Raw genomic sequence first — 3317 nt, 5'->3', positions numbered from 1 at the left:
CCCGCCACCACTCCCCCTGCCCCGCCGGCGGGAAGCGACCTCCCCGTGGAGAGCGATCTCCCCGGCGCCGGAGCGATCGCCGGACCGCGGGCGCGAGCCGAGCGGCGCGGCGAGTCGCAAGCGGCGGATCGTCGTCAGGGCGGAGACAAGCCGGAGTCCGTGCCGGTCGAACGCCGCCGGCGGGACCGGCGGTCCGGCCCGAAGCGGACCGCGGGCCTGGAACTCTCCCCCAGCGGGCTGTCGCTGGCGATCTCGATTCGCGACGGGTCCGCGGCCGCGGAGGCCGACGAGCACGCCGACCCGAACCGCAAAGAAGCGGAGTTCTACGGGGCGCAGGGGTTCGCACCCTTCACCGACGGTTCCCGCACGGTCTGTCGATTCCGCCCCTGGCCGCCCGGGTGCGGCCCGATGGAGCCGGGGTTCACCCGTGAGGTGCTGGCGGAAGCGTTCGCCGCCGCCACGGCGGATCTGGGGCCGGTGGGCGGGTCGCTGTCCGGGGTGCCGGTGGACGTGGCGTTGGGCGGTGCGCTGTGCGTGACCCGCGTGCTGACCGCTCCGCACGAGGAAGCCCGTCGTGAAGCCGCGGCCTTGGCGGATCGGGCCGGGCGTTATCTCGGACTCGGGCGGGGCGAGAAGACCTGCGTGACGGCCGAGGAACGGCTCGACGCGAAGATGCGGCGGGTCCGGGTGACGGTGGCCCCCCGTCAGGTCGCCTCGGACGTGCTGCATGTGCTGTCGGACGCCGGCCTGCGGCCCGGACGAATCGAACACACGCTCGCCACGCTGTCCGCGGGATTGCACGCCCGCGGGACCGACGGCGACCGCCCGGTGTTGCTGCTGGCCGCCGAGGGCGATCGGTTGTACGTCGCCGCCGCCCATCGCGGTCGGCTCCTGCTGGACTATCGCCCGGTCGGCCATCATTCGCCCGTCGTTCCCGGCGAAGAAGACGACTCCGCGGCGGCCTCTGCGGGCGCTTTGGGGGGCGACGTGCTGCTTCGCCACCAGAAGCGGATCCGCCGCTACGTGGCGAACCAACTCCGCGGCCAACCGGGCGGCGCGCAGTTCTTCGCCGACGCCGAGGCCGCCGAGAACTCCGCGACCGGCCACGCCGCGGAAATGCGGGTCTACGTGACCGGCGGAGCCGCGGTGACGCGCCGTCTGAGCGAAGAACTCGACCCGCGGCCGGACCTCGCCGTCGGCCCGCACCCGGCGCCGGGCGGGGTGGATTTCGCGGCCTCGCTCGACGACGCAGACGGCGGAGCCCTGCGGCCGGTGTGGTCCGTGGGCGCCGCCGTCTCTCCGGGACCGTTGGCCGCGGTCATGCTGGCCTGCGGCGCCACGGCGAGCGGGGAAGAAGAAGTCACGTTGACGACCCGGGGGGATCTGTCCACCACCGTTCGACCGCACGGCGGGATCCCGTGGGCGGATCTGGCCCGGGTCGGTTGGCCGGTCGCCGCGGCGCTCCTGCTCTCCGCGGGGCTTTGGGGAATGGCGTTGCGGTCGGAGATGCAACAGGAGCCGTTGGAGCAGGCCGTTCGTCTCGCCCAAACCGATGCCGACATGGCCGGATGGCTGCGTGGCAAACTGAACGACGCCGCGGAGTTGGAGCGCCGGACCGAGACGCTCGCTCAATCCCAGGGGACCGGCCCGGTTTGGGTGCCTGCTCTGGTCGGGGCCGGGACTGCGCTCGTCTCCGATCCCAACGGCCAACCGGCGGGCGTCGTCGCCCCGAGACGAGCGTGGCTGGAAGAATTCCTCGTGCGGCCCCCGGCCGAAACGGTGGATCCCAAGGACCCGTCGCTGGCCGAAATCGCGGTGGTGGGCGGCGGGCACACGGACGCCGACGTGTTCCGCTTCGCCGACCGGCTGCGTCGTTCCGGACGGTTTGCGCACGTGCAACTCGCCGCGACGCGGGAAGCTCGATATGCGACCGGCCCCGGCGTCCGGTTCGAACTGACCGCGGCCCCGACGCTCGTCGTCGCGCCGGCGGCGGACGTCGCGGCTGAGAATCAGGCCCCCTCGAACGGCGACCCTGCGAACGTCGCGGCTGCCCCGGACCCCGCCGCCCGTCGCTGAACGCGACGCCGGTCTCCCCCCAATCGCTCCCCCGACGACCCGCCTGATCGATGGAAGGTCTCCCGCAACAGTTCCTGGAACACCCTCGCCGGTCGTGGTTCGTGTGGGGGGCGGTCGCGGCCGTCGGTCTGGCGCTCACGCTGCCGGCGTGGGAGTCGTACGCGGCGGCGACCGAGGCTCGTCGCATGCTGGAGGCGGACCTGTTCGCCGCGGAGGCGGAGGCGGCGACGCTGCCGGCGCTGACGGAGCGGTTGACGGCCCTGAAGGAACAGCCCTCCGGGATCGACGGCCCGCGGGGGCTGGACGAGGCGACTTCGGAACGTCTGCGGGAAGAGGTCGTGAAGAAGATCGCCGACGCCGGCTGCCGTTACCGGCGTCTCACGCTGGACCCGCCGGTGGTCACGCCGTGGCTCGACGGCCCCCCGCCCCTGCCGGGACTCGCGGCGCTGTCCGGCGGCGGACCCGCCGCGACCGGGAAGGCGAATCCGGAGAAGCCCGTTAAGTTTGAGTTGGTCACGCGCCGTCTGGAGGCGGAAGCGGTCGGCGCCACCCCGCAGATCGCCGGGCTGCTGACCTGGGCGACGACGGCTCACCCGCACTCGGTTCCGCTCGAATACGAACTGTCGTTCGAGGAGGACGCCGATTCGAGCGCCCGCAGCGTGCATTTGACGTTCACGTTGCTGCTGACCGCCGTCCGGCCCGTCAAGAAGGCCGGCCCGGGCAGCTAGCGCGAGCGGCAAGTCACGGGGCGTGTCACGGGGCGTCGAGAGCGCGCGCTCTGTCGTCCGTGAGCGCCCGGAACGGGGAAAGGACGGCCCGCAGCGAACGCCCGCAATCCGCCATTGGGCGGGCGGGCGCGGCGTCTGACGGATGGCCCTCCCGCAAGCGGGGCCGCTTCCCGGCCGGGTCGCAGGGGGTGGAAAATAGCCCCCAAGCCGGAAATTTTGCCCCGGCCGCAATGAACGGCCGCAGCCACCAAAAGCGTGAGCTATCCCTTGGGAAGCGGTTCGCCGCTCTCATCACGCCCTAGGTTTTCCGCACCGGCTCGCGCCATGTTCCCGTTTTATCTGGATCTGACCGAACTCGCCGCGGCGCATTGGACCGGTCTCGGCCTGTTGGCCGCCGGCTTCCTGCAGGCCGTGATGTTGATCGTGCGGGGCGGCTAACTGCTCGTCCCGTTCGACCGCTGACTCCGAACGCCCGCGCGTTCGCCCCGCACGATCAACATCACGGCCTGCAGG

2 protein-coding genes are annotated in these 3317 nt (G+C 72.4%); both read left to right on the top strand.

Annotated features, from left to right (window positions below; translation table 11 throughout):
- The coding region (locus tag LzC2_RS20905; RefSeq protein WP_206678850.1) for a hypothetical protein at positions 1 to 2076 on the top strand (2076 nt) is incomplete at its 5' end.
- Positions 2077 to 2126: 50 nt separating this feature from the next.
- Positions 2127 to 2804, top strand: a complete 678-nt coding sequence (locus tag LzC2_RS20900; RefSeq protein ID WP_171189964.1) for a hypothetical protein — start codon at positions 2127 to 2129, stop codon at positions 2802 to 2804.
- Positions 2805 to 3317 lie beyond the last annotated feature (513 nt).

The organism is Alienimonas chondri (genome assembly GCF_013036045.1).
GTDB lineage: Bacteria > Planctomycetota > Planctomycetia > Planctomycetales > Planctomycetaceae > Alienimonas > Alienimonas chondri.
Note: the sequence above shows the minus strand (reverse complement) of the source record. Positions and strands in the feature narration are given on the sequence as shown.